The 16,553-nt window shown below is 72.7% G+C and carries 9 protein-coding genes and 2 pseudogenes; 4 read left to right on the top strand and 7 right to left on the bottom strand.

Annotated elements, in window-relative coordinates; all coding sequences use genetic code 11:
* Positions 1 to 55: 55 nt before the first annotated feature.
* From AB0761_RS38065 to AB0761_RS38050, 4 genes are all read right to left on the bottom strand, one after another.
* Positions 56 to 2,284, bottom strand: a complete 2,229-nt coding sequence (locus tag AB0761_RS38065) for a hypothetical protein (RefSeq protein ID WP_377273847.1) — start codon at positions 2,282 to 2,284, stop codon at positions 56 to 58.
* A 48-nt stretch (positions 2,285 to 2,332) separates the two neighbouring features.
* Positions 2,333 to 3,094, bottom strand: a complete 762-nt coding sequence (locus tag AB0761_RS38060) for a hypothetical protein (protein WP_377273846.1) — start codon at positions 3,092 to 3,094, stop codon at positions 2,333 to 2,335.
* A gap of 110 nt (positions 3,095 to 3,204) precedes the next feature.
* On the bottom strand, positions 3,205 to 5,583 hold the full coding sequence (locus AB0761_RS38055) for a WD40 repeat domain-containing protein (RefSeq protein ID WP_377273845.1): 2,379 nt from the start codon (positions 5,581 to 5,583) through the stop codon (positions 3,205 to 3,207).
* Positions 5,584 to 5,619: 36 nt separating this feature from the next.
* Positions 5,620 to 6,252: a GNAT family N-acetyltransferase gene (locus tag AB0761_RS38050; protein ID WP_377273844.1), complete on the bottom strand. Its 633-nt coding sequence runs from the start codon at positions 6,250 to 6,252 to the stop codon at positions 5,620 to 5,622.
* A gap of 378 nt (positions 6,253 to 6,630) precedes the next feature.
* Here AB0761_RS38050 and AB0761_RS38045 point away from each other — a divergent pair.
* Both AB0761_RS38045 and AB0761_RS38040 read left to right on the top strand, forming a co-directional pair.
* Positions 6,631 to 6,990, top strand: a pseudogene (locus AB0761_RS38045) (SPFH domain-containing protein); the annotation flags it as partial.
* A 588-nt stretch (positions 6,991 to 7,578) separates the two neighbouring features.
* Positions 7,579 to 9,414 carry an FAD-dependent oxidoreductase gene (locus AB0761_RS38040; protein ID WP_377273843.1) on the top strand — a complete coding sequence of 612 codons (1,836 nt, stop codon included), beginning with the start codon at positions 7,579 to 7,581 and terminating at the stop codon, positions 9,412 to 9,414.
* A gap of 302 nt (positions 9,415 to 9,716) precedes the next feature.
* Here the strand turns inward: AB0761_RS38040 and AB0761_RS38035 are convergent, their stop codons facing one another.
* Entirely contained in the window at positions 9,717 to 10,460 is a 744-nt protein-coding gene (locus AB0761_RS38035) for an SDR family oxidoreductase (protein WP_377273842.1), read from the bottom strand.
* A gap of 104 nt (positions 10,461 to 10,564) precedes the next feature.
* On the opposite strand from AB0761_RS38035, the gene AB0761_RS38030 reads away from it, so the two are divergent.
* Complete coding sequence (locus AB0761_RS38030; protein ID WP_377273841.1) at positions 10,565 to 11,413, top strand: LysR family transcriptional regulator; 849 nt, start codon at positions 10,565 to 10,567, stop codon at positions 11,411 to 11,413.
* A gap of 525 nt (positions 11,414 to 11,938) precedes the next feature.
* Here the strand turns inward: AB0761_RS38030 and AB0761_RS38025 are convergent.
* Positions 11,939 to 12,712 (bottom strand): formylglycine-generating enzyme family protein, encoded by a 774-nt coding sequence (locus tag AB0761_RS38025; RefSeq protein ID WP_377273840.1) that lies wholly within the window; start codon positions 12,710 to 12,712, stop codon positions 11,939 to 11,941.
* Positions 12,713 to 13,808: 1,096 nt separating this feature from the next.
* On the opposite strand from AB0761_RS38025, the pseudogene AB0761_RS38020 reads away from it, so the two are divergent.
* Positions 13,809 to 15,032: pseudogene (locus tag AB0761_RS38020) on the top strand (urease subunit alpha); the annotation flags it as partial.
* Between the two features lie 321 nt (positions 15,033 to 15,353).
* Here AB0761_RS38020 and AB0761_RS38015 read toward each other — a convergent pair.
* The gene (locus AB0761_RS38015; RefSeq protein ID WP_377273839.1) at positions 15,354 to 16,553 is read right to left on the bottom strand and encodes a VWA-like domain-containing protein; all 1,200 of its coding nucleotides are present in this window, start codon (positions 16,551 to 16,553) and stop codon (positions 15,354 to 15,356) included.

Below are 16,553 nucleotides of genomic sequence, written 5' to 3'. Positions count from 1 at the left end.
GTGGTCCTTACTGCTGCCGCCCGTCGGCCTGCGCGCCCGTGTCCGCCCCAGTACGTCACCGCTGCGGGGAGCCGGCTCCCGGCCCGGCCGCAGCGGGGGCGCCCGCGTTGGCGAGGGCGCCGCTCGCGGCCATCCGGGACAGCGCCGTGCGCAGGAACGGACTGGGCACCGTGTAGCCACCCTCCTGCCGCAGCTGCCGTGGCGCACCGCGCTCCGGCCGCTGCTCCGCAGACGCGCCGCCGCCCGGCTCGTCGGGGTGTCCCCGGCGGGCGGCGACCGACCGTGCTCGGGCGAGGTAGTCGTCGTCAGGTGCCCCGGGTTCACCCCCGGTCGAGTCTTGGGCCTCGGCGGCGTGCTCGCGCTGCGCTGCCGCTGGGGCGGTGGCACTCTCGGTGCGAGCGCCGCCGTCGGGGTCGGACCCGGCTTCCGGTCCGAGGACCGCCGTGCGCAGCTGACTCATCAGCAGGTCCTCGCCCGTTCCCTCCTCCGACGCCCCGTCAGGGGCTCCGTCCGGGGCATGGTGGCCGGGGGCGTGCGGGCCGCTCGTGTCGTTCTCTGCCGCGTCCGTGCGGGCCGCGTCCAGCCAGCGGCGGCGCATGCGGTGAAGTTCCCGGTCCCCGGCGGGAACCCGGGTCGCGGTGCCGGTGACACCCCGGTCGGTGAGCAGCTGCTCGTCGTCGTCGAGGACGTCCTCGCCGAGTGTGGTGGGACGGATGTACTTGCGCGCGCCGCGCTTCTCGCCCTTCCCACCGCCTCCGCCGCCGAGGCCGCCCGGCCGGGTGCCATTGGCGCCGGCCCCGGCCGCCGTCGCCCCGGACCTGCCCGCGGCCGAACCCGCGGCCGAACCCGCGGCGCGCCCGCCGAGCGAGCCTGTGCCGCGACCGGCTGCGGCCGCGGCCTCCTCCTGCGCCATGCCCGCGCCGGCCCGGGCACCGGCGAGCCCGGACGAGCCCACCGATCTGCCGGCTCGCAGGCCGCTGCCCGAGAAACCGCCGCCCCCGCCGAAGCCACCCGACCCGCCTCCGAAGGCCGACCCGGGTCCGCTGCCGAACCCACCCACGGACGAGCCCAGTCCGCCTACTCCGCCCATGGAACCAGTCAGGTCGAACGGCGTGCTGCCGGACCCCGTCGACGGCGTCCAGGGGACCAGGCCGGAGCCACCGACCGCGGGGTAGCCCGTGGTCGTGGAGCCGACGTCACCCAGACCTGCGATCTGGAGCCTCGGGGAGGTGGAGGAGAGGTCGAAGGGCGTCTCGGTGCCGGAGGGGCCGTACGACGGACCTGTGCCGTAGCCCGCGCCGGACCCGGAGTACGTGGCCGTGGCCGTCTCGAACGGCTGGAGCCCGCCGACCGATCCCGGGCTCGGGACGTTGTAGCCCGAGGCGTCGTATCCCGAACCGCCGGAGCCGGCACCGGAGTACTCACCGCCGTTGGCAGCCGCGGCGTACGGCGCGCCGGCGCCGGCCGCGTCGTAGCCCGGGCCGGAGCTGTCGGCGCTGTAGCCGTCCGGCGAGTAGCCGCCGGAGCCGTAGGCGGAGTAGCCGGCGGCCGCCGGGTCGTAGGCGTCCGGGTTCTCCAGCGTCTGGTACGACTCGGCCGTCCCGTAGCCGTCCGTGTCCGCGGGGGTGCCCTGGAGCATGGGGGACGCCACCCCGTCCACCCTCGTCCGGGGCATCAGGGACGAGGTGGAGGCGGCCCCGGTCGAGGTGCCGCCGCCGTGGCTGTGCAGGGTGGCGGCCTGGGACGACTGGCTCATCCGGTCCAGGTGGGTGGATGTCTGGCGCAGCATCGTGTCGACGTTGTCCGCCACCTCGCCGACGTAGGTGTGGTAGGTGTCGGCGGCCTGCTGGATCCCCCTGGTCTGGGCGACGTCGCCGTGCTTCCCCTCCGGGTGGGTGGCGATGTAGTCCTTGGCGTACTGCAGCTCGCGCGTCATCTCCGTCTTGGTCTGGGTGACCACGTGGGAGGCGTGGGTGAGGGACTTCTCGATCGTGAGCCCCGCCGTCAGCGTGGTGCTGAGGTGGGAGTCGTCCCGGAGCCCGTACTTGCGCAGATACTCCTCGTACTGGTCGGCGGCGTCACCCGACATGTTCTGCCGGGCCTGCAGGGCACTGGTGAGGATGGTGTTGGTCTGCTCGGACGCGGTCAGGTTCCAGTTGCGCCACGCAGCGGCGAGGTCCGACAGGGCGTCCTCGTCGCCGTCGGGCCAGAGGATGTCGGCGCCGTGCTCGTTGTGCTGGACGACGCTGAGGACTTCGGCCAGGTCGGGCGGAAGCTCGATCACAGTAGGGCTCTTTCTCGACGGCTGCGCAGATGCGGACGGGGAACCGGATCAGACGAACGGTCTCCCGAACGGGTAGGGGTTGTAGTCGAGGTCCGGCCGGTCGGGGTCGGTGTAGTCGGCCAGCCCGGGCTCGTCGGCCCTCTGCGGGTCGTCGGGGCGGTGCACTTCGTACGCAGGCGTGACCGTCGCCGCCTCCGGGCGGTGCACTTCGTACGCAGGCGTGACCGTCGCCGCCTCCGGGCGGTGCACTTCGTACGCAGGCGTGACCGTCGCCGCCTCCGGGCGGTGCACTTCGTACGCCGGCGTGACCGTCGCCGCCTCCGGGCGGTGCACTTCGTACGCCGGCGTGACGGTAGCGGTCTCGTAGGCCGCCGGGGCGACGGTGCCGATCCGGGGCCGGAGCGGCTGCTCCGGGGACGCGACGACCTGGCCGTTGAGCAGCGTGGAGGAGGCGACCCCGGTGTTGGAGTCCGAGTGGATCTGCTTGAGCGAGGTGGCGACCTCGTCGTCACTCTCCGCATACCGCCGGCACATCAGCAGCAGGTTGTCCGACACCTTGGTGGAGTTGTCCAGGTAGTCGCGGATCCCCTTGATCACGCGGTCCTGGTGCTGTGTGATACCGCCGATCCCCGAGCTCTCGCCTTTGAGGACCCGGCCCACCGCATCGTGGCCGAGGTGGGCCTCGGTGACCCGCTGCATGGCTGCCTGCAGCGTGCTCGTGGCCTGAGCCAGTTCCTCTACGGCGCGGCGGATGACGTCGGCGGAATTCGAGACCTCGTTGAGGTCGACCTGGAACGATTCGCTGCTCACTGCCCCCCCTGGGCATCGTCGCCCGTGCATCGGCACGAAGCGGGTCCTTCCCGATCCACAGGGACCGGCCGGTCGTCACGGCCTCCCCAGCACAATGTTGTGATGACTCGTCAGAAGCTGGAGAGGCCGCCGGCCCCCACCACGTGCAGGCCTGAGTCGTCGAAGGACACGGCGAGCGGCACCGCTCCGGTTCCCACTTCGTTGAGAACCGTGCCGCTGGCGAGGTGCAGCAGCCGCAGTGTGCCGTCCTGGTCACCGAACGCGACCAACGACTCGCCCTCCAGCTCCTGGTGGACCAGGCTGCGGACGGCGGGGCCGTCCCCCGGCAGCACCGACACGGACCTACCCGTGGCGACGTCCCAGACCGCCACCGAGCCGTCCGAGGCGCCCGCGATGACCACCGCACGCCCCTGGAGGGCGCCGAAGACCAGCGCGCTGGCCGGGGCCGTCGCGCCCGTCAGCACCGGTCCGGCAATGCCCCTGAGCCCGTGCCACAGCCGTACGGTGCAGTCCTCCCCGGCGGTGGCCAGCAGCGCATGCCCGCCGTCCTCCCCGGCCGCGACCGCGGTCACCCCGCCGGGATGGGCTGCGAAACGCAGCAAGGGCGTGCCGTCCAGCGGGTCCCAGGTTCGCACCGTGCCGTCCGCACTGCCCGACACCAGGACACCGGACGGGGCGAAGGAGAGCGCCGTGACCCGGTCGGTGTGCGGACCGGGCGCCGACAGCAGTGCGCCGTCGGCCAGTCGGTGGCACCGCACGGTCCCGGAGGCTGTGCCGCAGACCAGCACCGGACCGGCGGCCTCGCTGCTCCCTGCCGTACCGCCGCCTGCCGTGGCGCCGTTCGCGGCGCCGCCGTCCGCCGTACCGGCGGTGACGGCCACCGAGGTGATCGGGCCGCCGTCCGCGTCCAGGCGGCGGAGCAGGGCGCCCTGCGACAGGTCCCAGACGCGCACCGTGCCGTCGCCGTGCCCGGCGACGAGCACCGGTGTGCCCTCCAGGTCCGCCGCAGCAAGGGAGTTCACCGGCGTGGCGGCCTCCTGGACACCCTCGAAGGGGTTCTCCGGGGCGGCAGCCAGCGCGCCGGCCGCGGTACCGGACCCGGGCTCCCAGAACCGCACCGAGCCGTGCTCGTCGCCCGTCGCCAGCACCGGTGCGCCGTTCAGGGTCACGGCGACGAGCGAGGTGAGCCATCCGCACCTGGCCGACCAGCCGTGCAGCGCCCGGCCCTCGCGCACGTCCCAGGTGCGCACCGTGCCGTCCAGGGAGCAGGAGGCGAGCACCGGCCGGCCGGCGAGCTCGACGAAGGCCAGACCCGTCACGGTGGCCGCGTGGCCGGAGAGCACGGCCAGCGGGCGGCCGGTGGCCAGGTCCCACAGCCGGATGTCGTGGTCCGCGCCGCCGGAGGCCAGCACGGCCTGGTTGCCCAGGCTCAGCACCGCCAGCGCCGAGACCCGCTCGGAGTGGCCCACCAGCAGGTGCAGGCGCTCGCCGTCGGCGATGTTCCAGACCCGGACCACGGCGTCCTCCCCTGCGGCGGCCAGCAGGTCCAGATCCGCGCAGCGGGCGTGGCACAGCGCCGCAGCGCCGTGCAGCGCGGTGGACAGCGCGCCCAGCGATCGCGCGTCCGAGGCCCGCCAGGCGTGGACGTCACCGGTGCGGCCGGCGGCGAACGCCAGCGGCACGCCCCGCACCGTGCCGGCGGCCACGGCCTGGGCGCCCCCGGCTGCGGCGGTGGCGTGCAGCGCCGCGCCGGTCGTGGTGTCCCAGACCTTGAGGGCGCCCCTGCGGTCCCCGGCCGCGAGCAGGCCGCGCTCCTCGAAGGAGCCCAGCGCGACGGTCTCCGGTATCAGCGCGCCTGCGGACGCCTCGGCGGGCGAGGACCCGAGCAGTTCCTGGTCCGGCACCGTGTACAGGCCGAAGCCCTTGCCCTCCTCGGCCAGTACGTAGGCGGCCCGGCCACTCACCTGGCCGAACGCCGCCGCCGTACGGGAGCTGGACGGCCCTGCCTCCGCCGAGCCGCCGTAAGCGGCGGCGGGCGCCGCCGAGGGGTCTTCCTGGGAGTCGTCCACCTGCACCGCGATGCCCGGCAGCCCGCCGCCCTGCGAGTCGCCGAACAGCTGGGCGACCACCTGCCCCAGCAGGGCCACGGCCGGGGCCGGCGGTGCGTCCGTACCTTCGCCCCACATCGCGTCGCCCGAGGGCAGGAGCCCGTTGACGGACAGCCGGGCCGGGCCGGGGGCCGCCACCGAGTGGCCGTCCGCGGCGTCCTGCCGCAACCGCGACACCAGGCGCCCGAGTACCGCGCTGTCGACGCTGCCGGTCCGCTCCTCCGCCGCGCCGGCGGTGGTCCGCTGGCCCCACAGGGAGCCGTCGGGGGCGATGAACAGGTCGGTCCGGTCGGCCGGGCCGTCCGCCGCGCGGAGGCTGAGCCGTACGCCGCGGACCTGGGCGCGGCTCCCTCCGGGGGTGAGGCTGTCGGTGTCGGGCATACGGGTCCTCTTCTCGAAATGTGTCAGCGACGGGCGTCAGCAGAGGTCCGCGGGAACCAGGGTGGCGTACACCGCGTCGTGCAGCCGGTGGGTGCGGGAACTGCGGAACAGGCCGGGCCGGAACCCCGCGCGGCGGAAGCCGATGGCGGCGCCGACCACTTGGACGGGCATGTTGTCGGCGGCCGCATAGGCGTCGATGCGGCGCAGGCGCAGCACCTCGAAGCCGAACCGGCACACCAGCCGCAGGCCCGCGGTGGCCGTCCGCATCCGCCGCTCGCGGGGAAGCAGCCAGATGGAGGCCTCGGCCGCGGCCTCCTCGGGGCGGAAGTCCACCAGTTCCGCGAAGCCGATGGCGGGCCCGTCCGGGCGGGCCAGGGCGAAATGTGCCGAGCGGTCCGATTCCCAGATCCGGGGCGCCAGTTCGGTGATCCACCGCTCCGCCGACGCCCGGTCCTGATACGGAAAGACGGCCTGCATGAACTCCCGCACCAAGGGGTCGCGGCTGCCCGCCACGAGCGTGTCGGCGTCCTCGGCGGCCGGACGCCGCAGCACCAGGTCGCCCTCGGTCGGCGTAGGCACGGTCGCCAACGAGCTGGGCGGCCGGAACTCCGACTCGGTGGGCACCGCCTTCGTGGTAGCGGAGCCGTCGCGGTGTCGGTGGGCGGACAAGGCAGACTCCACAGGGCCGGGACAGGGTCTTCCGCAGGTGCGGACGTGCCGCGAGGTGCGGTGACGAGACAGGAGGGTACCGGAACTGAATTGACGAACCGTTGCCGTCAAGTATCCGGAAGCAGTCAAAATTTGATCGGTTGCCGAACGGATGCCGCTCCGGACCGCCGGTCTCGCAGGAGTCGGTCCGGGCAGGGAGCGGGCTGGGACAGGCTGTGGGCGGGCAGGGGGCGACAGGGAGTGAGCGGGTGGGCGGTACCGGTCGCCCCGCCGCACCGCAGCGATTCTGCACACGGCAAACCGTTCCTCGTTCTCGTCCCGCTGGGGATCAAGCAGCTCCACCACTACCGGCACCTTGACCGAAAATAGGTGCCCCCCATGGCCGACATCACCTGCCGCTTCGGATTCCTCCGCCTGCGCGCCCCCAGCGCCCACATCCGCCACTCCCTCCGCGTCACCCTCACCCACGACAACACCGGCCTCGCCCTCTGGTTCAGGCTGCCGGCCGCCGTCCCGTCCGAGATGCCCGCCGACGCGCGCGAACCGGCGATGCTCCTCCGCGCTCGCACCGCCGACTTCCAGGACGTCACCGTCCAGCCGACCGGTCACATACCGGGTCACCGATCCCGGCGTCGCCGCCCAGGTCGACTTCTCCCCCGATCCCGACACCGGTGCCTGGCGCTCCGCCCCGTCGACCAACCCGGCGCCCTGCTCACGGAGACCGCCCAGCAGCACTCCCCGATGACATGGCTTCCTCCTCAAGCGCACGCTCGCAGCAGGCGGCTCCGTTTCCGATGCCGAGAGACTACGGGCCGTAGGCACCTCGAATCGTCACCCCGCGGTGGGCATTTGCCGCCTCCTCGCGTCCCCCGAGCGAGCTACCCCGGCCGATCTCCGCCGAGGGGACGCCGCCCTGCGCCAGGCGCTGCACCCGCCGGGTTTGCAGGTGGGCTCTCCTGGGGGTGGGCAGCCATCGGGTGCATGGGTCTTCATCCGCCCCGTACAGGGAGGCGGGTCCGATGCTGTCCGGCCCGAAGCGTTTGCGGGCTGGGTCGGCGACGGCTTCGATGCGTCACGGCCTCTCGCCGGCGGGGTCGAAGGTGAGTTGGTGGGAGACCTCCCCTGGTCGAGAGGCTCGGGGCGTGAGTGGCGGTCTCGCTTGCACAGCCCCACGCCGCCCCTCCAGTTCGAGCGGCGCATACGTCAACAGGCCGGCCTTGCACGAACACGCCCGGCATTACTGCCTCCCTGTGCTTGTGAGGATGCTGTAGGTGACTGGGAAAAGGGGTTCCGGCCTCCGCAGCCCCTGCCTACCCTCCAGTACTCATGACAACAGAACATGCGCAGCAGCCCGAGGGGCACAGCGGACAGAGCCGCAGACGCTTCCTGACGGCGACCGCGGGAGCGGTCGCCGGCGTCGTCGGCGGGGGTGCGGTCGGCGTCTTAGGGTCTGCCGGCAGCGCGGCCGCGGCCTCCTCCGGCAAGCGCGTCGCCGTCCTCGGCGGCGGAGTCTCCGGCCTCAGCGCCGCCCACGAGCTCGCCGAACGCGGCTACGAGGTCACGGTCTACGAGTACTACGACGCCCTCGGCGGCAAGGCCCGCTCGATGGACGTCCCCGGGACCGGGACGGGCGGCCGCAAGCCGCTTCCCGGCGAGCACGGCTTCCGCTTCTTCCCCGGCTTCTACCGGAATCTGCCGGACACCATGCGCCGCATCCCCTTCCCTGGCAGCACGAACGGCGTCCACGGCAACCTCCGCGGTGGTACGGAGGAGTTGTTCGCGCGCGGCTCGGGCCGCCCGGACCTACACTTCCCGCTCCGCCGGGCGACCACCCTGCCGGCCCCCGGCGACCTCACCCCGTCCTGGATCCGCGACCAGGTCCTCTCGGTACTGGACCTCGGCACCCACCTGCCCGCCGACGAGGCCGCCTACTTCGCCGACCGCCTCCTGGTCCATCTCACCAGTTGCGACGCCCGGCGTGAGGACCAGTGGGAGAAGGTCGCATGGTGGGACTTCATCCGCGCCGGCGAGATGAGCCGCGAGTACCAGGTGCTCCTCGGCATCGGCCAGACCCGCAACCTCGTCGCCACCCGCGCCCAGACCGCCTCCACCCGCACCGTCGGCCGCGTCATCATCGAGGCCCTCATTCTGTGGGGTCTGCTCGGTCGCGGCATGGACGGCGACGCGGACGTCGACCGGGTGCTGAACGCCCCGACCAGCGAGGCGTGGATCGACCCCTGGGAGACGCATCTGCGCTCCCTGGGCGTCGAGTTCGTACTCGGCACCGAGGTCCGAGAGGTGGTGTACGGCGGCGGCCGGGTGACCGGCGTACAGGTGGCGGCGCGCGACGGCAGCCAGCAGCGCACCATCACCGCCGACCACTATGTCTCCGCCCTCCCCGTCGAGCACGCGCGCGCGACCTGGGGCCCCGCCCTGCGCGCCGCCGACACGCAGCTCGGGCGGTGCGATGCGCTGAAGACGGACTGGATGACCGGCGTGATGTTCTACCTGCGCACTCCCACCCCCGTCGTGCACGGCCACATCAACTGCCTCGACTCACCATGGGCGGTCACCGGAATCGGCCAGACCCAGTTCTGGGACGTACGGGACTTCTCGCGCGACTACGGGGACGGGCAGGCCCACGAGTGCCTGTCCACGATCATCTCCGAGTGGGACCAGCCCGGCATCCTGTACGGCAAGACGGCCCGTGAGTGCACCAAGGACGAGATCGTTGCCGAACTGTGGGCCCAACTGAAGGACGGGCTGAACGATTCCGGCAAGACGACACTCACGGACGAGGACCGGCTCGGCTGGTTCATGGACCCGGCGGTGACGGGCCTCGGCGGCCCCGACCCGCAGAACCGCGAACAGCTCCTCATCCATCCCACCGGCACCCTCTACAACCGCCCGTCGGCGAGGACAGCGGTGCCGAACTTCTTCCTGTCGGGTGACTACGTCCGTACGGATGTGGACCTGGCGACCATGGAGGGCGCCAACGAGTCCGCACGACGCGCCGTCAACGCACTCCTGGACGCGGATGGTTCGGGCGCTGAGCGGTGTCACATCTGGGAGTTGTTCCGGCCGCCGGAGATGGAGCCCCTGAAGCTGGTCGACGAGGTGCGCTATCGGCTGGGGCTGCCCAACACCTTCGACCTGGGGTAGCACCCGGCCCCGAGTTGTGCCGGGAGGGCCGCTGTCCCGTGGGGCGGCTCCGGCTTGTCACCGAAACGGCATGGCGGAGGAGAGCAGTGGTCAATGCGCTCGGTCATGACTGCTGACCCGCCCGACCCGCCGACCCACCGCGCTGATCTACGTGTCACAGACGCTCGGTGCCTTTCGATCCCTCACCTCAGGGTCCGCCGCCGGCGGCTCGGGCTCGGCGGCCGTACCGACATGGCGTGACGGCGCCGGTCACGAGGACGCGTATGCGCCGTCTCCCCGGGGTGGCGCGAACCGGAAGCACATCACCAGGGCACCTCTCCATCGTCGTCGAAGAAGCGGCCTGTCGGCCCGTCGGCCGATACGGTGGCCAGCCGGATCGCGGCGGCCGCGCCCTGCTGGGGGGTGCGCACTCCCCGGAAGCCGTTGAGGTCGGTCGCCGTGAAGCCGGGGCAGACGGCGTTGATCAGGATGTGCGTGTCGGCCAGTTCCTTGGCGTACTGCACGGTGACGGCGTTGAGGAACGTCTTCGACGGAGCGTAGGCGATGGAGATGGGACCCGTCTCGGCGCCAGGCGTGGTCTGGAGCGTGAGGGAGCCGACGCTGCTGGAGACGTTCACGATCCGCGGCGACGGCGAGCGGCGCAGCAGCGGCAGGAGGGCGTTGGTGACGCGGATGACGCCGATCACGTTGGTCTCCACCGCCGCCCGTACTCGGTTCACGTCGACCGTGGTGGGCTCCTGCGGTCCGCCGCCGGTGATCGCCGCGTTGTTGACGAGCGCGTCGAGCCGCCCGGTGTGCTCCTCCATCAGCCGAGCCGCCGCTGTCACGCTCGCGTCGTCGGTCACATCCAGCGGCACGCCGAACGCGTCGGCTCCGGCCGCGCGCAGCTTGGCCACAGCGGCCTCGCGCCGCTCCTTGTTCCGCGCGCCGATTCCGACGGACCAGCCGAGGGCGCCGAGCCCGGCGGCGATCTCGTACCCGATGCCCTTGTTGGCCCCGGTCACCAGCGCGACCTTGTGGTGGTTCACGGTGTTCGTCTCACTCATGACATTGATACTTCTCCCCCGCCGGGCAGGGCGTCCAAGACCGACTGGGTGGACGGCGATACCGTCCGGGTATCGCTCCTGGCCGGCCCGGTTAGGCTGGCGAGGTGGAGACACGTGAGCTGCGGTACTTCGTCGCGGTCGCCGAAGAGCTGCACTTCGGCCGGGCCGCGCAGCGACTCGGGATCGCCCAACCCCCGCTGTCGCGGGCGATCGGCGGGCTCGAACGGCGCCTGGGCACCCTCCTGCTGGAGCGCGGCAGCCGGGGTGTCACCCTGACCGGAGCAGGGGCGGTGCTGCTGCGGGAGGCGCGGGCGGCGCTGGACGCCGTCGAGGCCGCCGAACGGCGCACCCGCCGGGCCGCCCTGGCCGCGACCGGCCGCCCCGCGGTGGTCCTGGCCGCAAAAGCGGGCGCCTCCGGTGAACTGCTGGCGAAACTCCTCGACGCCTACGCCGCCGAGCCCGGCGCGGTGGCCGTGGACGTCGTGCTGTGCGGGCCGGGCGAGCAGGCACGATTGCTGCACGACGGCCGGGCCGACGTAGCCCTACTGCATCGGCCGTTCGACAACACGGCCGGCTTCGACACCGAGGACCTGCACACCGAGGGTCAGGTCGCGATCCTCCCGGCGGGCCACCCTCTCAGCGCCCGCCCCCACGTGCGGCTCGCCGAGGTCACCGACCTTCCCGACCTGCCCCTGCCCCGCTGGCCCCGCCCTGAGGGCACCTTCCCGGACGGCCCCGGACCGCAGGTGCGCGACCACACGCAACTCACCCAGCTCATCGCCCTCGGCCGCGCTTGCGCGGTCGTCCCGGAGTCGGGCCGCACCGGCCTGCGCGAGGACCTCACCGCCGTACCGGTCCTCGACGCCCCCCACGTGACCACGGTCATCGCCTGGCCCCCGCACAGCCGCTCAACGGCGGTCGCGGGGCTGGTCCGCGCCGCCACTGCCCTGTGACCGACAGCGGTGAACGCCGAGGCACCGTGCTGGATTTCGGGGACAGCGTCCGGTCTCCCATCGGCTCCGGACACATCGTGCGGTACGAGGTGACTGGCGTGCACCGGCGTTGCCGGAGCCGCGCCCCTGGCACCGTCAGGCTCCGACGCGAAGTGACAACAAGCCTGCCTGCCAGACGATCACTTCGTCGAACTTGACAGCCTCGACCCGCTTTCGAATCACCGTGATGGATCCACACCGCAATCGTCGATGTTGTCAGCATCTTCGCCGACGACCCTGACCACGCGATGCAGCTCTGCGCGGAGATGTTGCGGGACACCGACGACCACGTTGCCCTGGGAGCTCGTCGGCTTGACGAAACCCTGGCCGGGATCGACCCCGTTCTTCGCCCCGCACAGCACGGGGCGAACGCTGTCATGTGAGCGCAGGTGCTCGACAGGAAGTCCCGCAGAGCGCAGAGCTGATCTCGGGTCGGCAGGGACTGCTGCGGATCGCACTGCAGCCGCGAGTCGGCGGTGTCCGGTTTTACGCGGCGGGTGCGGCCAGGCGAAAGCCCACTGCGATCGCTTCGAGATCCGGCTCGTAGGCGCCGTGCCGACGGGCGCAGCGGGCCAGGTCCCGGTCGTGGCGGAACGCGCCGCCTCGGGTGATGTGCCGGTCGAAGGCCCAGTCCTCGGTGTTCGGCACCTCGGCGGGCGCTCCGGGGTAGGGGGCGTAGACGGTGGAGGTCCACTCGTCGGCGTTACCCGCCATGTCCAGCACACCGTAGGGGCTGGCTCCGTCAGGAAACGAGCCGACCGGCATGGTGGTGCCGATGCCGAGGTCCGCCAGATTGGCCAGTCCGGTACGGTACTCATCGCCCCACGGGAACTCCCGGCCGTCGTCGCCCCGCGCCGCGCGCTCCCACTCGTCCTCCGTGGGCAGCCGCACGTCGAGGTCGCCTAGCTGTTCGCTGAGCCACCGGCAGTAGGCTACTGCCGCGTTCCAGGTGATCCCGATGACCGGGTGGCAGGCCGGAGCCTTCGGCACCGGCCTGCCGGTGGCCGCGGCGAACAGCGCCCACTGGCCGACCGTGACCTGGGTCCGGGCGATCCTGAACGCCGGTACGTGGATCTGCGCGTGCGGGGCTTCCTTCCGGTACCACTCCTCGGGCACACCCGTGTCGGCGTAGCGGCGGGCCACCTCCGCCACATCCTCCGCCGGCGTGCCCCGACGCAGCAGCCCGGCCGGGACTTCTACCCAGTCTACCTGTTCCACCTGTTCCACCTGTTCCACCTGTTCCACCTGTTCCACCTGCATGACCTCTCCCGCCTCGATCGAATAGTCCTCATGATCACCACGGCGATAGGGGCGGGCATCGGCTGGAGGGCCCACTCGGACCGGGACCTTGGGACGAGGGCATCGGGCCGCGGACCGGCTGAGCTTCGGTCGGCGGCCTGGGCGGTCATCCGGCCGGAGGGGTCGCCGATGGTCCGGCCTACGGCCATTGCCTGTGCTCTCCTTCGCGTGTATCGGATGGCCCCGCGAACCTGCCTGTCCGCGGGGGCGACGCAGCCGCTCCAACCCGCACCGCCACCCGCCAACGCCCCCAACCGCCACCTGGCTCGCCAAGCCGCCCGGGCGCAGCACAGCAGCACGGGGGCGGGTGTGGGTCCGCGTCCAAAATTCGCGTCCCGAGCCCGCACCACCCAGACCCGATGGCCTGGACACCCGCAGCCCGGGGCAGCAGACGGATGTGAAAGCGCGCATGTGGATCGGCCGCTCAGCGTGGGTGGCGTTGGGCGTCTGCGGGATCACGGGCGCCGCAGCGATCGCCCTTGGCATCGCTGGCAAGCCGGCGGCCGCAGTCGGTCTGGGCGTGGCATCGGTGGCCGCCCTGCGACTCGCGGTGCTCTTCACCCGCATCCGCGCAACCCGCCGACCCCGAGACTGACCAACAACCCCGAGCCCGCGGCCCGGCCCGCATCACCCCCGAGACCACTCCCGCCACAGCAGAACGGCACGGCCCCGCGCCGGAAGGTACCTGGCGGGGCCGCAAGGCGCCCGGGAGGCGGGGCGGTCAGTCGGCGCTGTTCTGCGCGGCCATGCGCTCCGCGATCGCGCGCAGCTCGGCGTACTGCTCCGGGGTGAGCCGGTAGCCCGTCGTCTCCCGGCGCGTCCCGGCGGCGGTCAGCGGGACCATCGACAGCTTCACCGACAGCAGACCCGCCAGCTTCGCGCGCTCACGCGCGTCCATCGCCCGGCGCTCCATCACGTCCCACAGTCCGGCGGCGACCTCCTCGGTCTTGTTGAGCGGCCAGCCGTCCGCGCGGCGCAACTCCTCCCCCGGCTTCCCGCCTGGGCCCGCGATCACGATTGCCTCCACGCGGCCGCCGTACAGGCCCGTCAGAAGCACCCGGTCTGGGGCGTCGGCGTCAACTCGCCCTGGGCGCTGCGCCACGCCTTCAACGCCTTCGACGCCTGGCCGGTCAATATCGGCTTCCTGGGCCGCGGCTCGTCCTCCGACCCGGCACCGCTGGTCGAGGCCCTGGTCGAGGGCGGCGCGTCCGGCTTCAAGGTGCACGAGGACATGGGTGCGCACACCCGCGCCCTGGACACGGCGCTGCGGGTGGCCGAGGAGCACGACGTCCAGGTCGCCCTGCACACCGACGGCCTCAACGAGTGCCTGTCCGTGGAGGACACCCTCGCCGTGCTGGACGGCCGCACCATCCACGCCTTCCACATAGAGGGCTGCGGCGGCGGGCACGTGCCCAACGTGCTCACGATGGCGGGCGTGCCGAACGTCATCGGCTCCTCCACCAACCCGACGCTGCCGTTCGGCCGGGACGCGCTGGGCGAGCACTTCGGCATGATCGTCTCGGCGCACGACCTGAAGACGGACCTGCCCGGCGACGCCGCCATGGCACGCGACCGGATCCGCGCCGGGACGATGGGCGCCGAGGATGTGCTGCACGACCTCGGCGTCATCGGGATCACCTCGTCCGACGCCCAGGGCATGGGCCGGGCCGGGGAGACGGTGCGCCGTACCTTCGCCATGGCTGGGAAGATGAAGTACGAGCTCGGACCGCTGGACGGCGCCGGCTCCTTCGGCGAGACCTCCGGCGGCGACGACAACGAGCGCGTGCTGCGCTACCTGGCCAAGCTCACCGTCAACCCGGCCCTCGCCCACGGCCTGGCCCACGAGGTCGGCTCGCTGGAGGTCGGCAAGCTCGCCGACATCGTGCTGTGGCGGCCCGACCACTTCGGCGCCAAACCGCAGCTGGTCCTCAAGGCCGGCTTCCCCGCCTACGGGGTGACCGGTGACCCCAACGCCTCCACCGACACCTGCGAACCGCTGGTTCTCGGACCGCAGTTCGGCGCCCACGGCGCGACCGCGGCGGACCTGTCGGTGGCGTTCGTGGCGGGCGCAGCCGCCGCCAACGGCGACGGCATGCCCACCCGGCGCCGCCGGGTCGCCGTGCGCGGTACCCGCGGCATCGGCCCGCGCGACATGCTGCGCAATGGCCGGCTCGGGCAGGTCGATGTCGAGCCGTCGACTGGTGTCGTCTCGCTGGACGGCGGACCGCTGCGCGCAGTGGCCGCCGAGTCCGTCCCGCTCAGCCGGCTCTACTTCCTGTGACCGCTGCCTCCTTGGCAGCACCTGCTTCGCCGAAGCCACCCCGCGCAGGCACGTGCACGACCACCCGCCAAGGGCGCGCCTTGGCGGGTGTGCCGCAGGGGCCGCGGCTGCCGGTACACCCGAGGCTCCGGCCAGTGCTCCGGCGGACCTCATCCTGCACGAGCGTGGCCTGGAAAACGTCCGCCGGCCGCTGCCGGCGCTCGGGAGTACAGCGGTGAGCGTCACCGTCCCGGCTGCCTTGCCCCGCCCTGCCGCAGTCGGATGCGGCGGCTCGGCCGTGGCGCGGCGGCCGGGCATCCGCGTGTTGGGTCCGGGCGGGCACTACGGCAGGTCCGGGGTGCCGATCCGGACGGTTTCCACCCAGTCCGGGGGGCTGGGCGGAGTCGGGCCGATGAGGGCAGCGATCAGACGGCAGGACGGTATCTGGTCCGGCCATGGCGTGTAGCCGTCGGTGAGGACCACCACCACGTTCGGCCGGTCCCGCATCGCCAGCGCGGCGCTGATGCCCACGCGCATGTCCGTACCCCCGCCGCCGGCCAAGGTGATCTGCTCGGCGGTGACCACCCTGGAGACGGTGTGCACGTCGGCGTCGCAGGCCAGCACCGTCACCCGGTTGCCCTGCAGGCCGACTTCCCGCAGCACTCCGGTGACCTCGGTGAGTGCCGCCGTCAGCTCCCCGTCGCCCATCGAGCCGGAGGTGTCGATGACCACGGTGACCCGCGGCAGCGGACGGCGCAGGCTCGGCAGCACCACGCCCCGGAGGGCCGCACTGCGTCGTGACGGACGGCGGTAGGTGTAGTCGACCGCGCCTGCGGCCCAGGCGACCGCCTCGCGTACCGCTCCGGCCAGTACGCGTCTCCAGTCGACGGTGGGCTCCAGGAGCCGGTCCGCCCAGCGCCGCCACCCCTCGGGCAGCTGCCCCCTGCTGCGTACACGAGCCCGTATGGCCTCTGCGGTGTGCCGGCGCAGCGCTTCCGCCTCGACCCCGCTGAGCCCGGCCGGTCCCGCCGCGGCGCCCAACTCCCAGGGTGCGGGCCGGCCATGGGCACCCGACCCGCAGTTCAGCAGGAGCGTCTGAGGCGGTATCCCCGGGAGATACGCCTCGAAGAGCTTGCCTGTCGGCAACCCGAAGGTACGCGGCTCCACCCGCCCGGCGGGCAGCGGAATCCGGTCGGCGAGGAGATCGTCGTTGATCTCGCAGTCCTGGGCGAGATTGATCCGCAGTGCATCGCCCTGGTCGGCGGCCGGGAGCCGGTCGGTGCGGCCGTGGTGGTCGCGTAGCAGATGGGCCACCTCGTGGATCCACACACCGGCGAGCTCGGTCACCGGGGTGGCGTCGACAAATCCGGGGGACACATAGCACCGCCAGTGCCGGTCCACGCCCATCGTCGGCACCCGGTCGCTGGGTACGACCGACAGGGCGTACAGCGCGGAGGCGAGGTACGGCCGGTCGGTGGCCGCCCGATAGCGGGCGGCCAGCAGTTTGCCCCGGTCCAGGGCCCCGCCGGTGGTGTCCGCCAC

Source organism: Peterkaempfera podocarpi, assembly GCF_042466665.1.
GTDB lineage: Bacteria > Actinomycetota > Actinomycetes > Streptomycetales > Streptomycetaceae > Peterkaempfera > Peterkaempfera podocarpi.
Note: the sequence above shows the minus strand (reverse complement) of the source record. Positions and strands in the feature narration are given on the sequence as shown.